The 21,864-nt window shown below is 64.2% G+C and carries 22 protein-coding genes and 1 other RNA gene; 5 read left to right on the plus strand and 18 right to left on the minus strand.

Going from position 1 to position 21,864, the window contains the following annotated elements:
- Window positions 1–80: 80 nt before the first annotated feature.
- Both rpsI and rplM read right to left on the minus strand, forming a co-directional pair.
- Window positions 81–473 (minus strand): 30S ribosomal protein S9, encoded by a 393-nt coding sequence (gene rpsI, locus AC1DN0_RS07600; protein WP_045237843.1) that lies wholly within the window; start codon window positions 471–473, stop codon window positions 81–83.
- A gap of 11 nt (window positions 474–484) precedes the next feature.
- A complete protein-coding gene (gene rplM, locus AC1DN0_RS07605; protein ID WP_477145632.1) occupies window positions 485–913 on the minus strand; it encodes a 50S ribosomal protein L13 in 429 nt (142 codons plus the stop codon).
- 737 nt (window positions 914–1,650) lie between these two features.
- Here rplM and AC1DN0_RS07610 point away from each other — a divergent pair.
- A complete protein-coding gene (locus tag AC1DN0_RS07610; RefSeq protein WP_441629166.1) occupies window positions 1,651–2,073 on the plus strand; it encodes an OsmC family protein in 423 nt (140 codons plus the stop codon).
- A 70-nt stretch (window positions 2,074–2,143) separates the two neighbouring features.
- Here AC1DN0_RS07610 and rnpB read toward each other — a convergent pair.
- The 5 genes from rnpB to AC1DN0_RS07635 all read right to left on the minus strand — a co-directional run bounded on the left by rnpB (window position 2,144) and on the right by AC1DN0_RS07635 (window position 6,983).
- An RNA gene (gene rnpB / locus AC1DN0_RS07615) (RNase P RNA component class A) lies at window positions 2,144–2,487 on the minus strand.
- 66 nt (window positions 2,488–2,553) lie between these two features.
- Complete coding sequence (locus AC1DN0_RS07620; RefSeq protein WP_441629208.1) at window positions 2,554–3,378, minus strand: DUF3025 domain-containing protein; 825 nt, start codon at window positions 3,376–3,378, stop codon at window positions 2,554–2,556.
- Window positions 3,379–3,473: 95 nt separating this feature from the next.
- The gene (gene pyrC / locus AC1DN0_RS07625; protein ID WP_447429197.1) at window positions 3,474–4,508 is read right to left on the minus strand and encodes a dihydroorotase; all 1,035 of its coding nucleotides are present in this window, start codon (window positions 4,506–4,508) and stop codon (window positions 3,474–3,476) included.
- Between the two features lie 49 nt (window positions 4,509–4,557).
- Window positions 4,558–5,889 carry a glycerate kinase type-2 family protein gene (locus AC1DN0_RS07630; protein WP_441629210.1) on the minus strand — a complete coding sequence of 444 codons (1,332 nt, stop codon included), beginning with the start codon at window positions 5,887–5,889 and terminating at the stop codon, window positions 4,558–4,560.
- A gap of 5 nt (window positions 5,890–5,894) precedes the next feature.
- Window positions 5,895–6,983: a tartrate dehydrogenase gene (locus tag AC1DN0_RS07635; RefSeq protein ID WP_441629170.1), complete on the minus strand. Its 1,089-nt coding sequence runs from the start codon at window positions 6,981–6,983 to the stop codon at window positions 5,895–5,897.
- 144 nt (window positions 6,984–7,127) lie between these two features.
- On the opposite strand from AC1DN0_RS07635, the gene AC1DN0_RS07640 reads away from it, so the two are divergent.
- The gene (locus AC1DN0_RS07640; RefSeq protein ID WP_276290167.1) at window positions 7,128–7,958 is read left to right on the plus strand and encodes a class II glutamine amidotransferase; all 831 of its coding nucleotides are present in this window, start codon (window positions 7,128–7,130) and stop codon (window positions 7,956–7,958) included.
- A gap of 44 nt (window positions 7,959–8,002) precedes the next feature.
- Here the strand turns inward: AC1DN0_RS07640 and AC1DN0_RS07645 are convergent, their stop codons facing one another.
- Window positions 8,003–8,977 (minus strand): tripartite tricarboxylate transporter substrate binding protein BugE, encoded by a 975-nt coding sequence (locus AC1DN0_RS07645; RefSeq protein ID WP_441629172.1) that lies wholly within the window; start codon window positions 8,975–8,977, stop codon window positions 8,003–8,005.
- A 64-nt stretch (window positions 8,978–9,041) separates the two neighbouring features.
- Complete coding sequence (locus AC1DN0_RS07650; protein ID WP_441629174.1) at window positions 9,042–10,268, minus strand: alpha-hydroxy acid oxidase; 1,227 nt, start codon at window positions 10,266–10,268, stop codon at window positions 9,042–9,044.
- A 183-nt stretch (window positions 10,269–10,451) separates the two neighbouring features.
- Between AC1DN0_RS07650 and AC1DN0_RS07655 the strand changes: the two genes are divergently transcribed.
- Window positions 10,452–11,351, plus strand: a complete 900-nt coding sequence (locus AC1DN0_RS07655) for a LysR family transcriptional regulator (RefSeq protein ID WP_441629176.1) — start codon at window positions 10,452–10,454, stop codon at window positions 11,349–11,351.
- A gap of 241 nt (window positions 11,352–11,592) precedes the next feature.
- Here the strand turns inward: AC1DN0_RS07655 and AC1DN0_RS07660 are convergent, their stop codons facing one another.
- From AC1DN0_RS07660 to AC1DN0_RS07685, 6 genes are all read right to left on the minus strand, one after another.
- Window positions 11,593–12,327 carry an amino acid ABC transporter ATP-binding protein gene (locus AC1DN0_RS07660; protein ID WP_276286616.1) on the minus strand — a complete coding sequence of 245 codons (735 nt, stop codon included), beginning with the start codon at window positions 12,325–12,327 and terminating at the stop codon, window positions 11,593–11,595.
- Window positions 12,324–13,007 carry a glutamate/aspartate ABC transporter permease GltK gene (gene gltK, locus AC1DN0_RS07665; protein ID WP_276286617.1) on the minus strand — a complete coding sequence of 228 codons (684 nt, stop codon included), beginning with the start codon at window positions 13,005–13,007 and terminating at the stop codon, window positions 12,324–12,326. Before gltK ends, AC1DN0_RS07660 begins: the two co-directional genes overlap by 4 nt.
- 11 nt (window positions 13,008–13,018) lie before the next feature.
- Entirely contained in the window at window positions 13,019–13,747 is a 729-nt protein-coding gene (locus AC1DN0_RS07670) for an amino acid ABC transporter permease (protein WP_477145633.1), read from the minus strand.
- A 63-nt stretch (window positions 13,748–13,810) separates the two neighbouring features.
- Window positions 13,811–14,710 carry a glutamate/aspartate ABC transporter substrate-binding protein gene (locus AC1DN0_RS07675; RefSeq protein ID WP_477145634.1) on the minus strand — a complete coding sequence of 300 codons (900 nt, stop codon included), beginning with the start codon at window positions 14,708–14,710 and terminating at the stop codon, window positions 13,811–13,813.
- Window positions 14,711–15,070: 360 nt separating this feature from the next.
- Window positions 15,071–16,378 (minus strand): Glu/Leu/Phe/Val family dehydrogenase, encoded by a 1,308-nt coding sequence (locus tag AC1DN0_RS07680; RefSeq protein ID WP_276288689.1) that lies wholly within the window; start codon window positions 16,376–16,378, stop codon window positions 15,071–15,073.
- 144 nt (window positions 16,379–16,522) lie between these two features.
- Window positions 16,523–17,494: a LysR family transcriptional regulator gene (locus AC1DN0_RS07685; protein ID WP_045237830.1), complete on the minus strand. Its 972-nt coding sequence runs from the start codon at window positions 17,492–17,494 to the stop codon at window positions 16,523–16,525.
- 174 nt (window positions 17,495–17,668) lie between these two features.
- Here AC1DN0_RS07685 and AC1DN0_RS07690 point away from each other — a divergent pair, with 174 nt between their 5' ends.
- Entirely contained in the window at window positions 17,669–18,265 is a 597-nt protein-coding gene (locus AC1DN0_RS07690; protein WP_441629180.1) for a cysteine dioxygenase family protein, read from the plus strand.
- Between the two features lie 60 nt (window positions 18,266–18,325).
- Window positions 18,326–18,784: an Lrp/AsnC family transcriptional regulator gene (locus AC1DN0_RS07695; protein ID WP_276288686.1), complete on the plus strand. Its 459-nt coding sequence runs from the start codon at window positions 18,326–18,328 to the stop codon at window positions 18,782–18,784.
- A 132-nt stretch (window positions 18,785–18,916) separates the two neighbouring features.
- On the opposite strand, the gene AC1DN0_RS07700 is transcribed toward AC1DN0_RS07695, so the two are convergent.
- From AC1DN0_RS07700 to AC1DN0_RS07710, 3 genes are read right to left on the minus strand one after another with little or no spacing between them, the layout of a single operon-like run.
- Window positions 18,917–19,702, minus strand: a complete 786-nt coding sequence (locus AC1DN0_RS07700) for an ABC transporter permease (RefSeq protein ID WP_477145635.1) — start codon at window positions 19,700–19,702, stop codon at window positions 18,917–18,919.
- A gap of 2 nt (window positions 19,703–19,704) precedes the next feature.
- The gene (locus AC1DN0_RS07705) at window positions 19,705–20,568 is read right to left on the minus strand and encodes an ABC transporter ATP-binding protein (protein ID WP_441629184.1); all 864 of its coding nucleotides are present in this window, start codon (window positions 20,566–20,568) and stop codon (window positions 19,705–19,707) included.
- Entirely contained in the window at window positions 20,565–21,698 is a 1,134-nt protein-coding gene (locus AC1DN0_RS07710; protein WP_477145636.1) for an ABC transporter substrate-binding protein, read from the minus strand. Before AC1DN0_RS07710 ends, AC1DN0_RS07705 begins: the two co-directional genes overlap by 4 nt.
- Between the last annotated feature and the right edge of the window lie 166 nt (window positions 21,699–21,864).

The raw sequence follows: 21,864 nt of genomic DNA on the forward strand, positions 1-21,864 counted from the left end.
GCAAAAAAAAACCGCACGGCGAACCGTGCGGTTTTTTTTGCGCAGCCAGATCCGGTTGCACCGGATCCGCCGAACACACATTAACGCTTCGAGAATTGCTTCCGACGACGCGCCTTGTGGAAACCAACCTTCTTACGTTCCACTTCACGCGCATCGCGCGTGACGAAACCGGCCTTGGACAGCGTCGGCTTCAAAGTGGCATCGTAGTCGATCAGTGCACGGGTGATGCCGTGGCGCACTGCGCCGGCTTGACCCGTTTCACCGCCGCCGGTCACGTTGACCTTGATGTCGAAGGTCTCTACGTTGGCAGTCAGTTCGAGCGGCTGGCGCACGATCATCAGCGAGGTTTCGCGAGCGAAATATTCACTGATGGGCTTGCCGTTGACGATGATATCGCCCTTGCCCGACTTGATGAAGACGCGAGCCACGGCGCTCTTGCGGCGGCCAGTACCGTAATTCCAATTTCCGATCATGGATGGCCCCCTTAGATTTCCAGCGCCTTAGGCTGCTGTGCTTCATGCGGATGATCAGCTTCGGCGTAAACCTTCAGCTTCTTGATCATTGCATAGCCCAGCGGGCCCTTCGGCAACATGCCCTTGACAGCTTTTTCCAGGGCGCGGCCCGGGAAACGCTGCTGCATCTTGCCAAACGTCGTTTCGTAAATGCCGCCCGGGTAGCCCGAGTGACGATAATACTTCTTGTCGGTTTCTTTGGTACCCGTGACACGCAGCTTGGCTGCGTTGACGATGATGATGTAATCACCCGTGTCGACGTGCGGAGTAAATTCCGGCTTGTGCTTGCCGCGCAGTCGGCGTGCCACTTCGCTGGCAACACGGCCGAGGACYTTGTCCGTCGCRTCAATCACGTACCAGTCGCGCTTWACCTCWKSAGGCTTKGCGGAAAAGGTCTTCATGATTTTTCCTGAGACTTTGTAGAACCTGCCCGAAACATGACTTGCGTCGTCGGTCGACCCTTAGGATCTGACCTTCCTGCTTGTGTGTGCAGGCTCTCCCTGAATTCTTTCCCGCGGGCATGACGGAAAAGCCGACGAGTATACTGCGGAATCAGGCACAAGTACAAGCAAAGTTGGGGGATTGCGTCAAGATGGTGCCATCCCTGCCGCCGGTGGTTCGTCGCCAAACCGATGGCGACGGCCAGAAGCAGCGCAACGAGCACTTGGCTGGCCCGGCGCGCTTGCGCCGGCGGGCGCAGAATAAAAAAAACCCAAGCTATCGAGCTTGGGTTTGAATCCACCAAAGGAGGAGGGTGGAGGAGACACTGGGAGATCGACGGGGCTGGCTCGTGGTGCGGTTCGCTTTCGCACTCTGCGGCGCCGTGTGCGCCGTCGTTCAATGATTCAAATTATACACGAGCGCCTTCGCAGCGCAAGGGAATTTGCAGTGCGAAATGTCATTTCGCATTGTAAAAAATTGTCAGAGCACAGGATTTTAATTTTTATCCAATAAAATCAAATGCTTAGATGAAACGTACACTGTCATCGTACTGTCATCTTAGAGGAAAACTTCAGTTTTCGGCAAAATAGCCGAATTACGGCACTTCCGGACAAGTGCCCTATACTCAAAAAAGCAAGTTTCGAAATCGCGTGTTCGTGATCGGATACGCACTCACCAGAGCGCAGGAACGAACAAAATGGAATGCAAAGTGACTTGGATGGGCACCGACGGCATGAGCTTCGTGGCCGAGACGGGCAGTGGCCATATCGTGGCCATGGACGGCGCGCCCGAAGGCGGTGGCCACAACCTGGCGCCGCGTCCGATGGAAATGGTATTGCTGGGTACCGGGGGTTGCACCGCCTATGACGTGGTGCTGATCCTGAAGCGTGGCAGGCAAGACGTGCGCGGCTGCAGCGTGAAGCTCGAAGCCGAGCGTGCCGGCGAGGATCCCAAGGTGTTCACCCGGATCAACTTCCACTTCACGGTCAGCGGCAAGAACCTGAACCCCGCCACCGTCGAGCGCGCCATCCAGCTGTCGCACGACAAGTATTGCTCGGCCTCGATCATGCTGGCCAAGACGGCGGAAATCACGCATACGATGGAGATCGTCGAGGCATAAGCCCCGCACGGCAGGCCCGGCCAGCGCGCGCCCATGCGGATGGGCGGCTGGCCACGCCGGGAAATTCGAGAAGCAAAGCAGGCCGATAAGCCGGATTCTGTGCGCACCGGCTTCCTTGCGGTTGCCGGCACGTGACAATCATTCCTCTAGGCCGGCCGTTACCGACCGGCTCAAGCTCCCTACCCGCAGGCTCAGCGGGCCGCCTCAATGCCTGCCTATTTGGGATTGCTCCAGGTGGAGGTTACCGCGTTTCACCCTTCCCACCGGGCGAACCCGGCGGCAAGACTCGTCTCTGTGGCCCTATTCCGCACGTTGCCGTGGATGGCTATTAGCCAACACCCTGCCCTGTGGAGTCCGGACTTTCCTCCCCTTGCACACCTTGCGGGTGCAAGCAGCGATTGTCTGGCCTGCTTTGCGGCCCGCAGTCTAACACCGATTGGCCGCCTGGCCCGCAAAACCGCCACCCGCGCGCCTTGCCCGCTAGGCGGCCTGGGCGCGGCGCCCCCTGCGGAACACGCTGGTATCCGCGTAAAAGGCCGGATCGCAATTGGCTTCGCACCAGCCGGGGATGCCCAGCACCGGTAATGGCGCAAAGCGGCCACTGTGCAGTTCGGCGGCCTCGAGCGAGGCGCACACGGAATCGTCCAGCGAGCCGGGCAGCGCGGCGCCGGCTTCCGGCGGAACCGCCAGCGGCCAGGCGTGCGCGGTCAGGGCTTTGTAAGGCCGCACCAGTTTTTCCAGCAGGGCGTGACCGAACGGCACCACGCTGCAGCTGGCGCCGTCGCCGTCCGCGTCGCCGCAACCCACCCAGACCGATCGCCGCGCCACGAACAGATGTTCCCAGCCAAAGCCGCGCAGCACGGATTCCAGGCCGCTATCGGCACTCAGGAAGAGGATGGCGTTTTCGTCGAACAAGGTGGCGGCATCGCGCAGGCTCCCACGGCGGCTCTGCACGCCGGTCGCGGCGATGGCGTGGGCCTGCAGCCGGTTCAGCACGCGCTTGGACCGGGGAAAATGCAGCCAGATCAGGGCATTGAAGAAGTCGTGCAGGTTGTCGCGCGTCGGCACGGCACCGGTGGCGAAGATATGCGCCTCGTAGGCGGTGCCTGCCGGCAGCTCCGCTTGCGGCACGAAGCGCAAGGGCACGCCGCGGGCATTGCGCAACGCGAGCCGCGTGGCCATTTCGCTGAGGGCAGCGCGCAAGTCGGCGCCGCCCTGCAGCGCCGAGGCAAGTGCCGTGCCGTGCGCGGCGAAGGGGCGAAACCATGGCCGGGCCCAGTCGACCTCCGCCACCGCCGCGGCCAGCCGGGTCCCGGCGGCCGCATCATGTGAAGCCGACGTAGCCCGGCCCTGGTTCTTCACATCCACTACAGCATCCGCTTCCGCTTCGCCAGCGTGGCTTAGCGGGCTTTCCAGCGCAGTGTTTCACCGCCACGCAGCGGGACCAGGGTGGTATCGCCGTAGGGCAGTTCGGCCGGCAGTTGCCAGTCCTCGCGGCTCAGGGTGAGCGTGCCGCTGTTGCGCGGCAGGCTGTAGAAGGCCGGGCCATTGAAGCTCGCGAAGGCTTCCAGCTTGTCCAGCGCGCCGGCCGCCTCAAAGGCTTCCGCGTACAACTCCATGGCGTGCAGCCCGGTATAGCAACCGGCGCAGCCGCAGGCATGTTCCTTCAGGCCGCGTGCGTGGGGGGCGCTGTCGGTACCGAGGAAGAAGCGCGGGCTGCCCGATACCGCCGCGGCAACCAGGGCCTCGCGATGGGTCTCGCGTTTGAGCACCGGCAGGCAGTAATAGTGCGGGCGGATGCCGCCGGTGAAGATGGCGTTGCGGTTGTACAGCAGGTGATGCGCGGTGATGGTGGCGGCGACCGGGCCTTCGGCGTCGCGCACGTACTCGGCGGCGTCCTTGGTGGTGATGTGCTCGAAGACCACTTTCAGGGCGGGGAAATCGCGGCGCAGCGGCGTCATCACCTGGTCGATAAAGACGGCTTCGCGATCGAAGATATCGATTGCCGGGTCGGTCACTTCGCCGTGCACCAGCAGCGGCAGGCCAACGCGCTGCATGGCTTCGAGCGCGGCGGCGCAGTGGCGCAGGTCGGTCACGCCGGCGTCGCTATTGGTGGTGGCGCCCGCGGGATAGAGCTTGACCCCGTGCACGAAGCCGCTGGCCTTGGCCGCGACGATCTCCTCGGCGCTGGTCTTGTCCGTCAGGTACAGCGTCATCAGCGGCTCGAACGCCAGCCCCGCCGGCAGCGCGGCCAGGATGCGGTCGCGGTAGGCCGCGGCCTGCGCCACCGTGGTCACGGGCGGCTTCAGGTTGGGCATGATGATGGCGCGGGCAAACTGGCGCGCGGTATCGGGCAGGACGGCCGCCAGGGCCGTGCCGTCGCGCAGGTGGAGGTGCCAGTCGTCCGGGCGGGTGATGGTGAGAGTCTGGGTCATGGCTTCGGGGGGAACCGGCCGCCGGTTGCGGCTGGCTCTTTTCTTGGGATTACAGAATCAGGATGGCGCGGTAGTCATTCACATTGGTGCGCGTGGGGCCGGTCACCACGAGATCGCCCGCGGACTCGAAGAAGCCCCAGGCGTCATGCGCGTCGAGCCGGGCACGCGCCGGGGCGCCGGCGGCCTGCGCGCGGTCTAGCGTGGACGGGTCCAGCAACGCGCCGGCATTGTCCTCGGAGCCGTCAATGCCGTCGGTGTCGGCCGCGATGGCGTACACATTATCGGCGCCGTCCAGTTCCAGCGCCAGCGACAGCAGGAACTCCGAGCAACGCCCGCCACGGGGCTTTGCGGCCGCCCCGCCACCGCCCTGCGGCAGCGTGACGGTGCATTCACCGCCGGAAATCAGTGCCAGCGGGACCGCGAACGGCGCATTGTACGCGCGAATCTCGCGGACCAGCGCAGCATACACACGCGCCACTTCCTGTGCCTCGCCCGTCACCGTGTCGCCCAGCACCACCGGCTGGATACCCTGCGCGCGGAAGTGATCCGCAGCGGCCACCAGGCTGCCGTGGGCAGTGGCGATGACGCGGTTTTCGACCCGCGCGAACAGCGGATCGCCGGGCTTGGGCGTTTCCGCCACTTCGCCGCGGGCGCCGCGTTCGAGGTAGTCCTGCACCACCGGCGGCACCACCGCGCCGTAGCGGCGCAGGATAGCCAGCGCATCCGCATAGGTGCTCGGGTCCGGCACGGTGGGGCCGGACGCAATCGCGCTCGGGTCGTCCCCGGCCACATCGGACACGATCAGCGTGGTCACGGGAGCGCGGCTGGCCTGGGCGAGCCGCCCGCCCTGGATGCGCGACAGGTGCTTGCGCACGATGTTCATGTCCGTGATGGGCGCGCCGCAGCGCAACAGTTCCTGCGTGGTGGCCTTGAGGTCCGCCATGGCGATGCCCTCGGCGGGCAGCGACAGCAGGCTCGAGCCACCGCCCGAAACCAGCACGATCAGGCTGTCCTCGGGGCCGAGTGCGCTCACCCGCGCGAGGATCTCGGCTGCGGCGCGCTCGCCGGCTTCGTCCGGCACCGGATGGCCGGCCTCGATCACGCGGACGTGCTCGGTCGGCAGGCCGTGGGCGTAGCGCGTAACCACCAGCCCCTCGATCATGTGGGTGCGGTCCAGCGCGGCGTAGGCTTGCTCCACCGCCAGTGCCATCGAGGCCGCCGCCTTGCCCGCGCCGACCACCAGGGTGCGCCCGCCTGGCTTGGGCGGCGGCAGGTGGTCCGCCACGATGCGCAACGGGTCGGCCGCCGCCACCGCGGCGCGGAAGGTATCAAGCAGCAAGGCGCGGGCATCGGCCGCGCTGGCCGGGAGGGATTGGGCGATCGCGTTCACAGGGCCTCCGCGATGGCTTGGCCCAGGTCAGCCGTACCGGCCTTGCCGCCGATATCGCGGGTCAGCGGGGCATGGTCCGGCCCTGCCGACAGCACCGTTTCAATAGCACCGAGCACGGCCGCGCCGGCTTCCGGCTGGCCCAGGTGTTCCAGCATCATGGCGCCGCACCAGATCTGGCCGATCGGGTTGGCTACGCCACGCCCGGCGATGTCCGGCGCCGAGCCGTGCACCGGCTCGAACAGGCTGGGAAAGGTGCGGTCCGGATTGATATTGCCCGAGGGCGCGATACCGATGGTGCCGGTACAGGCCGGGCCCAGGTCGGACAGGATGTCGCCGAACAGGTTGCTGGCGACCACCACGTCGAACCAGTCCGGGTGCTGGACGAAGTGCGCGGTCAGGATGTCGATGTGGTATTTGTCGACCTTCACGCCAGGGTAGTTCGCTGCCATGGCTTCCACCCGCTCATCCCAGTACGGCATGGTGATGGAGATGCCGTTGGACTTGGTGGCCGAAGTCAGATGCTTGCCCGGCCGCTTTTGCGCCAGTTCAAAGGCAAACCTGAGGATGCGGTCCACGCCGGTGCGCGTCATCACTGTCTCCTGGATCACCACCTCGCGGTCGGTGCCGGGGAACATGCGCCCGCCAATGCTGGAATACTCGCCCTCGGTGTTCTCGCGCACCACGTAGAAATCGATGTCGCCGGGCTTGCGCGCATTGCCGTCGCGGTCCACCAGCGGGCTGCGGATGCCGGGCATCAGCCGCACCGGGCGCAGGTTGACGTACTGGTCAAAAGAGCGACGGAACTGCAGCAGCGAGCCCCAGAGCGAGACATGATCGGGCACGGCGTCCGGCCAGCCCACCGCGCCAAAGTAGATGGCATCGTACTTGACCAGGGTGTCGAACCAGTCGTCCGGCAGCATCTTGCCGTGGCGGGCGTAATAGTCGCAGCTGGAGAAGTCGAAGTGGTCGAACTGCATGTCGATGCCGAAGCGGCGCGCGGCGGCGTCCATCACGCGCAGCCCCTCGGGCATCACTTCGGTGCCGATGCCATCGCCTGGGATGACTGCGATCTTGTAATTGCTCATGTCTCGGAGACCCGCTGAACGGGCTTTGAAATCGGGAGGGAACGCACTGCAAAACGCGATGCGCTTGGCAGATAACCCGGGCAGGCCGGATAATGGAACATTCTATTGCAATCCGGCGGCCCGCTGCCGGTCCGGTGCCCCGCCATGTGCCAGCTGCTCGGCATGAACTGCGCCACGCCGACCGACGTGACGTTCTCCTTTACCGGCTTCGCCGCCCGCGGCGGCGTCACGGATCACCATGCCGACGGTTTCGGCGTGGCGTTCTTCGAGGACAAGGCCTGCCGCCTGTTCATCGACAACCAGTCCGCCGGCACCTCGCCGGTGGCCGACCTGATCAAGCGCTACCCGATCAAGTCCAAGAACGTCATCTCGCATATCCGCAAGGCGACCCAGGGCACGGTGCTGCTGGAGAACTGCCACCCCTTCATGCGCGAGCTTTGGGGCCGGCACTGGATCTTCGCCCACAACGGCGACCTGAAGGACTTCTCGCCCTTCCTGTCCGGGGTCTACCAGCCGGTAGGCGATACCGACAGCGAACTCGCCTTCTGCACGCTGATGCAGGGGCTGCGCAAGCGCTTCCCCGGCTCGCAGCCGCCGCTCAACGAACTCTGCCACGCGCTGGCCGACATCACGCGCGAGATCACGCTGCATGGCGTCTTCAACTTCCTGCTGTCGAACGGGCAGGCGCTGTTCGCCCACTGCTCCACCCGCCTGTACTACATCGTGCGCCAGTGGCCATTCTCCACCGCACACCTGATCGACGCCGACCTGTCGATCGACTTTGCCCAGGTCACCACGCCCGACGACCGCGTGGCGGTGATCGCCACCGCGCCGCTGACCGACAACGAGACCTGGACCGCCTTCGCGCCGGGCGAGCTGATGATGTTCGAGGAGGGCCGCGCGGTGATGACGCTGACCGTGCCGATCCCGCCCGAAGTCCAGGCCAAGAACGCCGCCAACAGCGCCTGCACCTGAACCATCCCCCCGGATGCCCCTGTGGCACCGATCCCTGCCAGCCCTCAGTCGAGAGTGAGTTTCTGCACGGCTACCGTACGCTTGTAGATTTCGTATTCCTGCGCGATCTGCTGGCGGAACTGCTCGGGCGTATTGGCCACCACCAGGGATCCCGTCGCTTCGATGCGGCTGCGCACGGCGGGATCCTGAAGCGATTTCCTCACCGCCACGTTGACGCGCTCCACCACGGCCTGCGGTAGCGCCTTCGGGCCGTAGATGCCGTAGAACGCCATGCGGTTGGCAGGCTCGAGGCCGACTTCCTTGAAGGTGGGAACGTTCGGCAGCTGTGCCACCCGCGCCGGCGCGGACACGACAATGGGAATCAGCCGGCCATCCTTGATAAAGGGAAGCGCGGACGGCAGGTTATCGAAGACGACCCCCACCTGCCCGGCCACGGCGTCGTTCAGCGCCGGACCCGAGCCCTTGTAGGGCACATGCATGATCGACAGGTTAGCCAGGCTCTTGAAGAGCTCCATTTGCAGGTGCCCGATGGAGCCGGTGCCTGCCGTGCCATAGCTGTACCTGGCCGGGTTCTTCTTCAGCTCGGCGATGAAGGCCTGATAGTTCTTCGCCGGGAACGAAGGATGCACCGCAAGGACGTTGGGCGTCGCCGCGATATTGATGATGGGCGTGAAGTCCTTGAGCGGATCGTAGGGAATCTTCGGGTTGATGGCTGGATTGGTGGCCGTGGTGGACACCGTCGCCACGCCCAGCGCGTAGCCGTCCGGGTTGGCCCTCGCGATCTCGGCCGCGCCGAGCACGCCGCCTGCCCCGGCCTTGTTCTCCACCACTACCGTTTGCTCCAGTTCCTTGCTCAGCGGCGCCGAAATCACGCGGGCCACGATATCGGTCGTGCCGCCGGGAGAGAACGGCACCACCAGCCGCACCGGCTTGGTGGGGTAGGACTGGGCATGGATCGCCGGCGCACCGGCGGCGCAGATGGCAATAGTGCACAGCTTGAGAAAAGAATGCCTGTTCATATGCGGTCTCCTTGATAGTAGTCTGGAATGGACCGACGACCGGTCAGCGGTCAGCGGTCAGCGGTCAGCGGTGATGTAGCAAGGCCGGACTCAGCTCGGCGCACTGGCGAACTCCCAGCATGGCCATGTTCCGGTCGACTTCGTCGCGCAGCAGGTTGATCGCGTGCGTCACGCCGGCTTCGCCCGCCACGGATGCGGCGTAGTTGAAGGGCCGCCCGACGAATACCAGCTTCGCGCCGAGCGCCAGTGCCTTCAGGACGTCGGTGCCGCGGCGAATGCCGCCGTCCATCATCACCGGCAGCGTGCCAACCGCCGCCACGATCTCGGGCAGCACGCGCAAGGGGGCCACTGCCCCGTCGAGCTGCCGGCCGCCGTGATTCGATACCACGATGCCATCGGCACCTTTGTCGCGGGCCAGCGTGGCGTCTTGCGCGCCGAGGATTCCCTTCACGATCAGCACGCCCTTCCAACGGCGGCGAATATGCTCGAGGTGGCTCCAGTCCAGATGGTCGCGCGCGGAAAAGTCGCGCAGCACATTGGCCGACAAGATCGGCGCCCCACGTTCGGCAAAGGAGTTCTCGAAATGCGGCATGCCGTGGCGCAGCAGCGTGCGCGCGAACGTGCCGGCCAGCCACTTCGGGCGGGTGATGCCGTCGTACGCCAGGCGCAGGCTGGGCCGCAGCGGCGTTGAGAACCCGCTGCGCACATTGTTCTCGCGATTGCCCGCGACCGGAATGTCCACGGTCACGACAAGGGTGCGGCAGCCGGAGGCTTGCACGCGGTCCAGCAGGGCATCGATACGTGCCGCGTCGCCCGGCACATAGGCCTGGAACCAGGCATCCGGGGCCTGCGCGAACACGTCTTCAAGGCGGATCAGCGACGAGCCGCTCAGCACCATCGGAATGCAGGCCGCCTGCGCCGCGCGCGCCTGCACGATATCGCCGCGGTAAGCCGACAGCGCGCTCAGTCCCATCGGCGCAATGCCAAAGGGCGAGGCATAGGTCTTGCCGAAGAGCTCCACGCTCTGGGTGCGCCGGGATACGTCCACAAGCACGCGCGTGCTCAGCGCGTAGTCGTCGAAGGATGCGCGGTTTTCCTGGCGCGAGCGGTTGTCTTCCGCCGCGCCCGCGATATAGCCATAGATCGGCCGTGGCAGACGGCGCCTGGCAGCGTGCTCGAAATCATCCAGGGACAGGATGCGCTGCAACTCGCGCGAGGCCTGTTTCAGCGGGGCGGCGAAGCCGCGGTTGGTAGGCCGGGTGGAGCCGGTGGCATCCGTGGCTGAAGTCATGGTCGGGGTATGGGTGCGGATCGATGACACGCACTCTATGCCGGCCTCTTTATTCCATAAAGCGAATTTATTTCCGATACTATGTTCTCTTTTATTCAATTAGTATCAGGCATCGCCAGCCAGGGGAAAACGCTGCGGAGAAGCCGGCGCGCCMCGCGCCGGCCGGCCTGATCTCACCAGATCATGACCCTCAAACAACTCGAGGCATTCTATTGGGCGGCCACCTGCTCGAGCTTCGCCATTGCGGCCCAGCGACTGCATCTTTCCCTGTCATCGCTCTCAAAGCGCATCGCCGAGCTCGAGGATTCGCTGGGTCAGGCACTGTTCGATCGAAGCGGGCACAAGGCGGCCCTCACCGACGCCGGCAACCGGCTGGTTCCGCGCGCCCATGCGCTGCTGCGCGCGGCCGACGAACTGCGCATCGAGATCGGCACCGTGGCGGGCCTGCATGGCAAATGCCGCTTCGGCGTGGGAGAACTCACCGCGCTGACCTGGCTGCCGCGGCTGGTGCGGATGATCACCGAGGCACATCCCGGCCTGGAACTGGAAACCCATGTCAGCATTGGCGAGGCGCTGGAAAAGCGCGTCGAAGACGGCGAGCTCGATTTCGCCGTGGTGGCCGGCAAGTCAACGCGCGGCACTGTTGCTTCCCATGCGATAGCACAAGCGAAATTTGTCTGGTGCATGTCGGCACAGGCAACTGGCCGCTCCGCCCCGGTCAGCCCGGAAACCCTCGGCGACAGGCCCCTGGTGACCTTGCCAACCGGCTCGGGCGTGACGCGCCTGCTCGATGAATGGCTGGATGGCCGGGGCAGCCTGCCGGAACGGCGCATCGTCTGCAATCACTGGGGCGCCGTGGCCGGGATGCTGGTCGAAGGAATAGGTGTCGGCATCCTGCCCCAGAGCTGGGCGCAATCGCTGGCGAAACGCGGGGCGCTGCGCATCCTGCGCAGCGATCCGCCGCTGCTTCCCCTTGCCTACTCTTTTCAATGGCGGCGCGACGATTCGCGGCCGCTGGTCGGCGCCATGCGGGAACTGACGCTGCAGGCGGCCGATTTCCAGTCGGCGAGYCGGATACTGTGAGGCGCGATTGCAGTGGGAGTTGAATCCGGGAATGTGGACTCCCCTCTCCCGCCTGCGGGAGAGCAAGCCGGTGGAGAGGGCGGACGCATCAAATGCCGCCGCGCGCTGGATAAAACCGTTGGCTTCGTCTCCAGTGGCTCCTGGCTAAGCCCCCCCTCTCCCCAACCCTCTCCCCAACCCTCTCCCCCTGAGGGGAGAGGGAGTGACAGCCTTCGTCATGCCTGATGGTTTTGACCCATCATCAGTGATGCAGGATCTTCGACAGGAACTGCTTGGCCCGCTCGGAGCGCGCGTCGATATTGCCGAAAAACTCTTCCTTGGCGCAGTCCTCGACGATCTTGCCCTGGTCCATGAAGATCACGCGGTTGGCCACCTTGCGGGCAAAACCCATTTCGTGGGTCACGCACATCATGGTCATGCCTTCCTGCGCCAGTTGCACCATCACGTCCAGCACTTCGTTGACCATCTCCGGGTCCAGCGCCGAGGTGGGTTCGTCGAACAGCATGCAGATCGGATCCATCGACAGCGCGCGGGCAATCGCCACGCGCTGCTGCTGGCCGCCGGACAACTGGCCAGGATACTTCGCCGCCTGGGCTTTCAGGCCCACCCGGTCCAGGTACTTCAGGCCCTTGGCGGTGGCTTCCTCTTTCGAGCGGCCGAGCACCTTCATCTGGGCGATGGTCAGGTTCTCGGTGATCGACAGGTGGGGAAACAGCTCGAAGTTCTGGAACACCATGCCAACCCGCGAACGCAGCTTGGGCAGGTTGGTCTTGGGCGAGCCCACCGAAGTGCCATCCACGATGATGTCACCCTTCTGGAACGGCTCGAGCGCATTGACGGTCTTGATCAGCGTCGACTTGCCGGAACCCGACGGGCCGCACACCACCACCACCTCGCCCTTGGCGACCTTGGTGGTGCAATCGGTCAGCACCTGGAAGGCGCCGTACCACTTGGAGACGTTATTGATTTCGATCATACGGCCACCTTTTTCTGGTAACGCTTAACCAGCAGCGATGCGGAGAAACAGATAATGAAATACACCAGGCCGGCGAACAGCAGCATCTCCACGATGCGGCCGTCACGCTCGCCGATGCCGTAGGCCTGGCCGAAGAAATCCGCCAGCGCGCTCACGTACACCAGCGACGTATCCTGGAACAGGATGATGCCCTGGGTCAGCAGCAGCGGCACCATGTTGCGGAAGGCCTGCGGCAGGATCACCAGCCGCATCGCCTGCCCGTAGGTCATGCCCATGGCCTGCGCGGCAAACATCTGCCCGCGCGACACGCTCTGGATACCCGCCCGGATGATCTCGGAATAGTACGCCGCCTCGAACAAGGCAAAGGCGATCAGCGCCGAGGTCATGCGCAGGTCCGACGCCTGCGACAGGTTGAACGTCTTCTGCAGGAGCTGCGGGATGATCAGGAAGAACCACAACAGCACCATCACCAGCGGAATCGACCGGAAGATGGTGACGTAGCCCTGCGCGAACCAGTTCAGGGGCTTGATGGAAGACAGCCGCATCATCGCCAGGATGGTTCCCCAGACGATGCCGACCACCACCGCCGTGACGGTGATCTTGAGCGAGACAAGCATGCCCTCGCCGAGCACTTCCAGCGTGGTCGGGTTGATCGAGCTGAAATCAAATGAATATGCCATGACGTCTCCCCTTACTTGCTGCCGATGAAGCCAGGCACGCGGGTGCGGCCTTCGACCCAGCGCATGAGCAGCATGACGACGATATTGATCAGCGCGTACATCAACGTCACCGCAATGAAGGACTCATACGGGCGCGCCGTGTAGTCCACCAGCTGGCGCCCCTGGGCGGCCAGTTCCAGCAGGCCGATGGTCGACGCCACCGCGGAGTTCTTGAAGATGTTCAGGAACTCGGAGGTCAGCGGCGGCACGATGACGCGGAACGACATGGGCAACAGCACGTAGCGGTAAGTCTGGGCCAGCGTGAAACCCATCGCCAGGCCGGCGTTCTTCTGGCCGGGCGGCAGCGAGTAGATCCCCGAGCGCACCTGCTCGCAAACCCGGGCCGCGGTAAACGTGCCCAGGCAGAGCATGGCGGCAATGAACTGCTGCGCGAACGGGTTCATCTGCTTGATCGCCTCGCCACCGGGCAACAGCTCGGGCATGACGAAATACCAGATGAACAACTGCACCAGCAGCGGGATATTGCGGAAGATCTCGACGTAGGTCGCGGCCAGGCCGGACAGCCACTTGTTGGGCACCGTGCGCAGCACGCCGAGCACSGAKCCGATGACGAGGGCGATGRYCCACGASGASAGGCCSAGYGCRAKSGTSACCTTSAGRCCGGAAATCATCCAGTCCAGGTASGTCTCGTTCTGGGCCGCTTGTTCGAGGAATACACCCCAATGCCAGCTGTAGTTCATGATGTGTCCTCAAAAAGAAACGGAAGGACATGCCTTCCGTTTCACACAACCGGAATCCCAGTATCAGTCAAGCGCCTTGTCGTTCGGCGTCTTGAACAGCGCCTTCATGTCTTCCGACAGCGGGAAGTCCAGGTTCAGCCCCTTGGGCGGTACCGGCTGCTGGAACCACTTGGTGTACAGCGTGTTGATCGAGCCATCCTTCATCATGCCGCTGATCACGGTGTCCGACAGCTTCTTGAACGGTGCGTCATCCTTGCGGATCATGCAGCCATAGGACTCGCGCGATTGCGGCTTGCCCACCACAATCCAGTCGGCCGGGTTCTTGGCCTTGGCGCGTTCGCCGTACAGCAGCGCGTCGTCCATCATGAAGGCGACGGCGCGGCCCGACTYCAGCGTCAGGAACGACTGGCCGTGATCCTTGGTGCTGATGATGTTCATGCCCAGCTTCTGGTCATCGTTCATCTTGCGCAACAGGCGTTCCGAGGTGGTGCCGGCGGTGGTCACCACGTTCTTGCCCTTGAGGTCGGCCCAGTCCTTGATGCCCCCATCCTTCTTCACCATGATACGGGTGCCGATGATGAAGATGCTGGTGGTGAACGARGCCTGCTTCTGGCGCTCGAGGTTATTGGTCGTGGAACCGCACTCGATGTCGATGGTGCCGTTCTGCAGCAGTGTGATACGGTTCTGCGAGGTGATCGGGATTTCCTTGACCTGCAGGTTCGGCAGCTTCAGCTGGTCCTTGATGGCTTCCACGATCTTGACATTGATATCGTAGGAATAGCCGACCTGGCGCACGCCGCCGAGGTTGTAATTGAACGGAATCGACGACTCACGAACGCCAAGCGTAATCACACCGGTGTCTTTGATCTTCTGCAGCGTGCCCGTCAGTTGCTCCGCAGCTTGCGCGGTTCCGCACAGCACGCCAGCAGCAATCATCAGGGAAGCCAACTTGGCAACATTCATAACATCTCCTTGACCATGAAGAGAAAGGCGGGACTCTAACAAAAAACCACCCGCCGACGAAATAGTATTGCGCACGCACGCACTCAAGACAACGGGTTTTTCCCCTAACAGAGCCAATCGGGGCATGGTTTGCGGGGCAAAACCGAGGCCTCCCTCCACTCCCGCAAAGCCCTTGTTCCTGCGCGCCAGGCGGCCAGTCCGGCAGCGCGGGATCCGCTTGCCCCACGTGCGAGGGGGAAGCGGGCACATACGACAACGCGGCTGCCGGGAAGCCCGGCAGCCGCGTTACCAATGCCAAATCGGTTGCTGCATCGCAGCATCGCTACTCAGCGATGCCGCGGCGGCAAGCCGCGCCTTGCATCAGGGATAGAGGCCGCGCATTTCGCGCGCCTGCAGAATCCGCGTGCAGGCCACGATGAAGGCGGCCGTGCGCAAGGTAACCTTGTTGTCCTGAGCGACCTGCCAGATCGCACGGAATGCCTCTTGCATGATTCGTACCAGGCGCTGGTTGATCTCTTCCTCGGTCCAGAAGAAGCTGGAGAAATCCTGCACCCATTCGAAATAGGAAACCGTAACGCCGCCGGCATTGGCGATAACGTCCGGCGCCACCAGGATATTGCGCTCGCGCAGGATGTCGTCGGCCTCGGGCGTGGTCGGGCCGTTCGCACCTTCGATGACCATGCGTGCCTTGATGTGGGGCGCGTTGCGGGCGGTGATCTGCCCTTCCAGCGCGGCCGGGATCAGGATTTCGCAATCCACCTGCCAGAATTGCTCGGCGGAAATGGTCTCGCCCTGGAAGCCTTCGATGGTGCCGCTATGCGAGGCGTATTCCATCATGGCGGGCACGTCCAGGCCGGCGGGGTTGTACAACGCGGTGCGATGGTCCTGCACCGCCACCACCTTGGCGCCGGCTTCGTGGAACAGCTTGGCGGCCACGGCACCCACATTGCCGAAACCCTGCACCGCCACGCGCGCACCCTTGATGTCCATGCCCAGGTTGCGGGCAGCCTCGGAACCCACCACGAACACGCCGCGGCCCGTGGCCTCGCGGCGGCCCAGCGAGCCACCCAGCGAAATCGGCTTGCCCGTGACCACGCCGGTGGAGGTGCTGCCGGAGTTCATCGAATAGGTATCCATCATCCATGCCATCACCTGTTCATTGGTGTTGACATCGGGTGCCGGAATGTCTTTGTTGGGTCCGATGATGAAGTTGATTTCGCTGGTGTAGCGGCGCGTCACACGCTCCAGCTCCGAACGCGACAGCGTGCGCGGATCGACGCGGATACCGCCCTTGGCACCGCCGTAAGGCACGTTGACCGCAGCATTCTTGACCGACATCCATGCCGACAGCGCCATCACTTCCGACAGCGTCACGTCCTGGTGGAAGCGCACGCCGCCCTTGCCCGGGCCGCGCGACATATTGTGCTGCACGCGATAGCCTTCGAAGTGGGCAATGGTGCCGTTGTCCATCTCGATGGGCACATCGACCACCAGGGCGCGCTTGGGACGCTTGAGGGTCTCGACCCAGCGGGCCAGCGAACCCAGATACGGCGTGACACGATCGACCTGCTGCAAGTAAATGCCCCAGGGGCCGAGGTCCTCGGCGTTCAAGTAGGAAGGCAGGGAATGGTTCTTGACGGCAGGATTGGACGGTGCTGCGGAAGACATCGTTTGGTTCCGGTGTGAAGGTGCCGCCAGCTTAGGGGAGGCGGTACTGCCGAAGCCAATGCCGTTTGATCATCCCATTATGCACGGATTGCATAACCTTGCCGGCGGGCCTGTGCGGCCCCCCACCATGGCAACCGCGCCGGATCAGGTGCCCGGCTGCGCGGGCAAGCTCTGCGCCGCGAGCGAGGACCAGACCCGGTCCACCAGCTGGCGCTTGCTGCGAACCTGCGCGCTGCGCCGCTCGCTGACGTGTTCACCCGGCTTCTCCCGGTAAAGGCGGATTTCCATGTCGATCGACATCGGCGCCCCGCGCGCCGCTTCGGCCCGCACCAGCCGGTGCTGGGCCAGCTCCTCGCGCACCGCGCTCTCCGGCAGGAAGGCCATGCCGTGCCCCGCCAGCGCCATCACCTTGAGCGCCTCGGCCATGTCCGTCTCGTAGCATTTGTCCAGCTTGAGCGCGTCCGTGGTTTCGGCCAGCAGCATGTCGACCATGCGGCCAAGGAAGGCATTGGGGGTATAGCTGAGGAAAGGCACCGGCTTCTTGTCCGTACCTGGCAGGCGGTACAGCGGCTTGCCGGCGGCGTCCGGCACGCTGTACGGCGACAACCGCTCGATGCCGAGCACCAGCATGTCGTAGTGTGCCGGGTCGAGCTGGATGGCCTGGCGGGCATGGTGGTAGACCATCACCAGGTCGCAGCCCCCGTCAACCAGCGCCAGGACCGCGTCGTGCACGTTGAGCGCGCGCAGGCGGCACGGCAGCGTACCGATCTCGCGCTCCACGGCCTTGAGCCATTCGGGGAAGAAGGTCAGCGAGAGCGTGTGCGGTACGGCGAATTCCAGCACCTGGGCATTGGCAGAGCGCTGCCCGCGCATCAGCGCCCGGGTCTCGCTGACCTGGGCCAGCATGGCCAGCGCCTGCTCGTAGAACACCTTGCCCGCCGGCGTCAGGCTGGTGGGATAGCTGGAGCGGTCGATCAGTTCCGTGCCCACCCAGGACTCGAGCGACTGGATCCGGCGCGAGAACGCAGGCTGCGTCACATGACGCTGCTCGGCCGAGCGCGAGAAGCTGTGCGTCTCGGCCAGGCTGACGAAGTCTTCAAGCCACTTGATTTCCATGAGGCGGCATTATCCCCCGGCTTCCCGCGGTTTCGCCACCGCCAGGAATAACATTCTATTTAGTTGAATTTTATTAGAATAATATTACACTTACATCCAGATTTGCACGACAAGACGCACGTCCTTGCTACGGGACCGACGCTATGATGGTCGCAAACCAATAAGGAGCCCGTCATGGCCACCCAGCAAGCCGTCGTTACCGATATTGCCAGCCACGCACGTAGCGTCGGCGTCCTTGGCACCCTCGACGCGGCCGACGGCCAGCCGGATCTCTTTGCCCCGCTGTCCGACGGCATGTCGTCCGCCTTCGCCGCCAGCGCGCGCATGGTGGCGCAAGGCATCGAAGCCAGCCTGCCGGACGCCGCCACGCTGCTGGCGCTGCTGCCGGAATCGCTGCGCGAAGGCGCGGCCGAGGGCTATGTGCGCCACCTTGTGCACGCCGATCCGCTGGCGCGCTTCTCCGCCATGCTGATCGTCTGGCGGCCAGGGCAGCACAGCCCGGTGCACGGACACCAGACCTGGTGCGCCTACCGGGTGCTGCGCGGCACGCTGCATGAGCGCCACTACCGCTGGGACGCGCAAGAGCGGCAGGCGCATCCGTGCGGCGAGATCACGCGCACGGTGGGCGATACCTTCAGCGTGCCGGCTGGGCTGCGTCATATCCATGCGCTCGGCAACGACAGCGACGCGGTGGCCGTGTCGCTGCATATCTATGGGGTGGACCAGGAACACATCTGCAGCGGTGTGAACCTGCTGGTGGACGCGGCCTGAGTCTTGCGGCTGGCGCAGAGCCAGGCACCGGGAGTACGCTGCGCGCCAACAGGATTTGCCATGGACCGTTATGACCGCCAGATACTCTCCGCCCTTCAGGAGGACGCGACCGTGCCTGTGGCGGAGCTTGGGGAACGAGTGGGCCTCACCTCCACGCCGTGCTGGCGGCGCGTGCAGAAGCTGGAAGAGAGCGGAGTAATACGCAAGCGCGTGGCGCTGCTGGATCCCGCGCTGCTGAATGTGGGCGTGACGGTATTCGTCTCGGTCCGCACCAGCCAGCACAGCGTCAAATGGCTCAAGACGTTTCACGACCTGGTCGCCTCGATCCCCGAGGTGACTGAGTTCTACCGCATGGCTGGGGATACCGATTACCTGCTGCGCGTGGTGGTACCGGATATTGCGGCGTATGACCGCGTGTACAAGAAGCTGATCCAGGGGGCCGAGCTGGCGGATGTTAGTTCTAGTTTTGCTATGGAGCAGATCAAGTACACGACTGCTTTGCCTTTGGATTATGCGTGATTGATTGGTCTTGTTTTTTCCGCGTTGGCGTTTGGGCCAAAGAGCCGTATGACGTCGCCCTGCGGGGTTGGTCGCTGTCGGGTGCAAAACCCAACGCCGCCCAAACGAACCCCACTCGCACTCAATCCCCCTTCACCCCCGATGCGCCCACCCCGTCATCCGCTTCTCCACCACCGCGAAAAACTCATACATCACCATCGCCATCACGGCGATCACCACCAGGCCGGCAAATGCCAGCGGCATCTTCATCGCCGAGCCGGCCGAGACCAGCAGATAGCCAATGCCTTCATTGGCGGCGCTCATCTCCGACACGGTAGTCCCCACGAACGCCAAAGTAATGGCCACCTTCAGCGAAGCAAAGAAGTAAGGCATCGAACGCGRCAGGCCAACCTTGAGCAACACATCGGTGCGCCTTGCACCAAGTACGCGCAGCACATCCTCCAGTTCCGGCTCCAGCGTAGCCAGCCCGGTAGCGATATTGACCATGATCGGGAAGAACGAGATCAGGAACGCCGTCAGGATCGCCGGGCCGGCGCCAAGCCCGAACCACACCACCAGAATCGGCACGAACGCCGCCTTGGGCAAGGCATTGAACGCCGTCATCAGCGGATAGCCCGCCGCATAGGCCAGCCTGGACGACCCCATCAGCAAACCCAGCACCACGCCCACGACAATGGCGAGCCCAAAGCCGACCATGGTGGTCCAGAAGGTCCGCCATGCATGGCCCGCGATCACGTCCCAATACGCGAACAGCGATGAGACGATCGCGCTCGGACTGGGCAGGATGAAGTCCGACACGTTGAACACCAGGCAAGCGCCCTGCCAGAGCAACAGAAACGTAGCCAGCAGCAGCCACGGCGCCACGCGCTGCACGCGGCGCTGCCGGGCCGCGCTCATCGGGGAAGAAAACGTGCTCATGGTCAGTGCTGCCGTACGTGGCCGATCTTCTCGCGCAGCGAGTGCACGAGTTCGGCGAAGGGTTCGGTATAGGTCAGATCGAGGTCGCGCGGACGCGGCAGGTCGATCTCCTTGCGCGTCAGGATGCGGCCGGGGCGCTGGCTCATCACGTAGACGGTATCGGCCAGGAACACGGCTTCACGCAAATCGTGAGTCACCAGGATCACGTTGAAGCGCTGCGCCTGCCACAGGTCGCGCAGCACGCACCACAGCTCCTCCCTGGTGAACGCGTCGAGCGCGCCGAAGGGCTCGTCTAGCAGCAGCATGCGCGGCTCGTGGATCAGCGCGCGGCAGATCGAAGCGCGCTGCTGCATGCCGCCGGAGAGTTGCCACGGATACTTGTCCTCGTAGCCGGCCAGCCCCACGGTGCGCAGCAACTCACGCGCCCGCGCCGTGTATTCCTCGCGCTTCTGGCGCAGCGTGGAGCGGTAAGGCTCCACGATCTCCAGCGGCAGCATGACATTTTGCAGCGTGGTGCGCCACGGCAGCAGCGTCGGCGCCTGGAAGGCCATGCCCACCATCTTGAGCGGCCCGGTGACTTTCTCGCCGGCGATCTTGACCACGCCACGCGTGGCGGGCTTGAGCCCCGTGGCCAGCTTCATGAAGGTGGACTTACCGCAGCCGGAGGGCCCCACGATGGCGATGAACTCGCCCGGCTCCACCTGCAGCGAGATGTCCTCGATCGCGAACTCACCCTTGCGGGCAAGCTCGTCGTTATAGGCGAGCCAGACCCGGTTGAAATCGACGAAGGGTCGCGCAGCCGGTTCGGCGGACAGTTCCGCCGGGGCCGTGGCCCCGGCGCGCAGGAATGCGTTGGCTACCGTCATCGCAGCACATCCAGTTCGGCGGCCGAMGGCAGGTAGGCGTCGGTCCASAGSKTGTCSGGGTTGATSCGGCCCTTGGTRCCGAAGGCATCGGCYACCTGCGAGGCCATCAGCGACAGGCGCGGCTTGTTGACCCGGCCGAAGCCCTCGGCGCGTGCGTCGGGCGACCTGACCACGCTGTCCAGCGCCATCTTCAGGCGCCTGGTCTCGAGCTTCTCGTCGATGATGCCGTCACGCGCCTTGACGGCCTTGATGCCGTCTTCGGGCCTGGCGATCACGTCCCTGGCCGATTTCGCGAAGGCACGCAGGAAGGCCTTCACGGCGTCCGGGTTCTTCTTGAGGAAGTCTTCAGAGGCGATCACGGCATTGCCATACAGCTTCACGCCGAATTGCGGATAGGGCAGCACCACGATGTCCTCGTCCTTCACCCCGCGCGCATTGAGGTTGAGGATGGAGGTGAAGGAAAAGCCGGTAATGGCGTCCAGGTCGCCGCGCGTGAGCATGGTCTCGCGCAGCGTCGGGTCCATGGCCTGCCAGTTGAAGCTGGATGCCTGCAGGCCGTTGGCCTTGGCGAAGATCGGGAAGGCGCGGCGGCCGGCGTCGAATACCGGGGCGCCGAGCTTCTTGCCGGCCAGGTCGTGCGGGGCCTTGATGCCGGACTTCTTCAGCGCCAGCACGGCCGCCGGCGTGTTGTTGTAGACCATCATCACGGCCACCGGCTTGTTCTTCGCGTCCGGGTTGTTGCCGTAGAACTCCATGACCGAGGCCAGGTCGGCAAAGCCCATGTCGTAGGTGCCAGAGGCCACGCGGTTGACCACGTTGCCCGAGCCGTTGCCGGCGTCGATCGATACATCCAGCTTCTCGGCCTTGTAGTAGCCCTTCTGCTCGCCCAGCAGGAACAGCGCCGACGGGCCTTCGAAGCGCCAGTCGAGCTGGAAGCGCACCTTGGTCTGGGCGTGCGCCTCGCCGGCGAATTGTGTCGACAGCACCAGGGCGGTACCGAGCGCCATGCCAAGCTGCAACAGGCGGCGGCGCGCCGGGGACGCGGCTGCGCCGGTTCCGGCATCGGTACGCTGGGCGCCAACGCAAGCGGCAATGGCATCGAACTGGGTGGCGGCGCGGAATAGCGGCATTGAACTCTCTCCTGTTGGTCGTCTTCCTGGAGAGTTCGTCTGCAAGGCGCATGCCATGTAATCGCGCACCAACACGGGGCGATTGCGCCACTTATTGTCGAACCAAATTCGTGCACCCGGATATGTCGATACGGTTTGCCAGGATAAATTGTTGACAATTTATCCT

It is taken from the genome of Cupriavidus sp. 05N39 (genome assembly GCF_056397325.1).

What these genes read in the sequence shown, in the direction of transcription:
- AC1DN0_RS07650 (WP_441629174.1), bottom strand. Translation starts at nt 10,268, where the DNA reads ATGACTTCAGCCACGGATGCCACCGGCTCCACCCGGCCTACCAACCGC.
- AC1DN0_RS07645 (WP_441629172.1), bottom strand. Translation starts at nt 8,977, where the DNA reads ATGAACAGGCATTCTTTTCTCAAGCTGTGCACTATTGCCATCTGCGCC.
- AC1DN0_RS07660 (WP_276286616.1), bottom strand. Translation starts at nt 12,327, where the DNA reads ATGATCGAAATCAATAACGTCTCCAAGTGGTACGGCGCCTTCCAGGTG.
- gltK (WP_276286617.1), bottom strand. Translation starts at nt 13,007, where the DNA reads ATGGCATATTCATTTGATTTCAGCTCGATCAACCCGACCACGCTGGAA.
- AC1DN0_RS07635 (WP_441629170.1), bottom strand. Translation starts at nt 6,983, where the DNA reads ATGAGCAATTACAAGATCGCAGTCATCCCAGGCGATGGCATCGGCACC.
- AC1DN0_RS07680 (WP_276288689.1), bottom strand. Translation starts at nt 16,378, where the DNA reads ATGTCTTCCGCAGCACCGTCCAATCCTGCCGTCAAGAACCATTCCCTG.
- AC1DN0_RS07705 (WP_441629184.1), bottom strand. Translation starts at nt 20,568, where the DNA reads ATGACGGTAGCCAACGCATTCCTGCGCGCCGGGGCCACGGCCCCGGCG.
- rpsI (WP_045237843.1), bottom strand. Translation starts at nt 473, where the DNA reads ATGATCGGAAATTGGAATTACGGTACTGGCCGCCGCAAGAGCGCCGTG.
- AC1DN0_RS07695 (WP_276288686.1), top strand. Translation starts at nt 18,326, where the DNA reads ATGGACCGTTATGACCGCCAGATACTCTCCGCCCTTCAGGAGGACGCG.
- AC1DN0_RS07610 (WP_441629166.1), top strand. Translation starts at nt 1,651, where the DNA reads ATGGAATGCAAAGTGACTTGGATGGGCACCGACGGCATGAGCTTCGTG.
- AC1DN0_RS07685 (WP_045237830.1), bottom strand. Translation starts at nt 17,494, where the DNA reads ATGGAAATCAAGTGGCTTGAAGACTTCGTCAGCCTGGCCGAGACGCAC.
- AC1DN0_RS07690 (WP_441629180.1), top strand. Translation starts at nt 17,669, where the DNA reads ATGGCCACCCAGCAAGCCGTCGTTACCGATATTGCCAGCCACGCACGT.
- pyrC (WP_447429197.1), bottom strand. Translation starts at nt 4,508, where the DNA reads ATGACCCAGACTCTCACCATCACCCGCCCGGACGACTGGCACCTCCAC.
- AC1DN0_RS07640 (WP_276290167.1), top strand. Translation starts at nt 7,128, where the DNA reads ATGTGCCAGCTGCTCGGCATGAACTGCGCCACGCCGACCGACGTGACG.